Source organism: Virgibacillus sp. M23, assembly GCF_034190895.1.
In the GTDB taxonomy this organism is placed as follows: Bacteria; Bacillota; Bacilli; order Bacillales; family Amphibacillaceae; genus Virgibacillus; species Virgibacillus salarius.
The window spans coordinates 1-385 of record NZ_JAWDHA010000381.1; the positions used below are offsets into that span (position 1 = coordinate 1).

1 protein-coding gene is annotated in these 385 nt (G+C 39.5%); it reads right to left on the reverse strand.

Annotated features, from left to right (window positions below; all coding sequences use genetic code 11):
- On the reverse strand, positions 1-385 hold a 385-nt coding region (locus tag RVS70_RS23110; protein WP_321135083.1), incomplete at both ends, for a condensation domain-containing protein.

Below are 385 nucleotides of genomic sequence, written 5' to 3' on the forward strand. Positions count from 1 at the left end.
TGGTACTGTGTTTATGAATAATCCTACCATTTCCTCAATACCTTCTACTTCTGCATTCCTTCCGGAAACGACCGAGCCAAATACGACATCATCTAAGTTTGTATTCTTTTGGAGTAGGATTCCCCATACCGTTTGGATGACATTGTTTAAGGTTACTTGATGGTGTTTACTAATTCGTTTTAAAGCTTCGGTCATTTTTGGATCAATCGTAAATTCTAAGCGCTCTTTCGTAAAGGCTTCACTTCGTTTCTCTTTACTAGGTAACTTCGCCTGATTCGTATATCCTTCCACATACTGTTGCCAGAACTGCTTTGCCTTATTTTTTGGCTGTTTCTGTAGCCACTTAATATATTCCACATATGGCGTGGTGTCTGGTAACTGTACC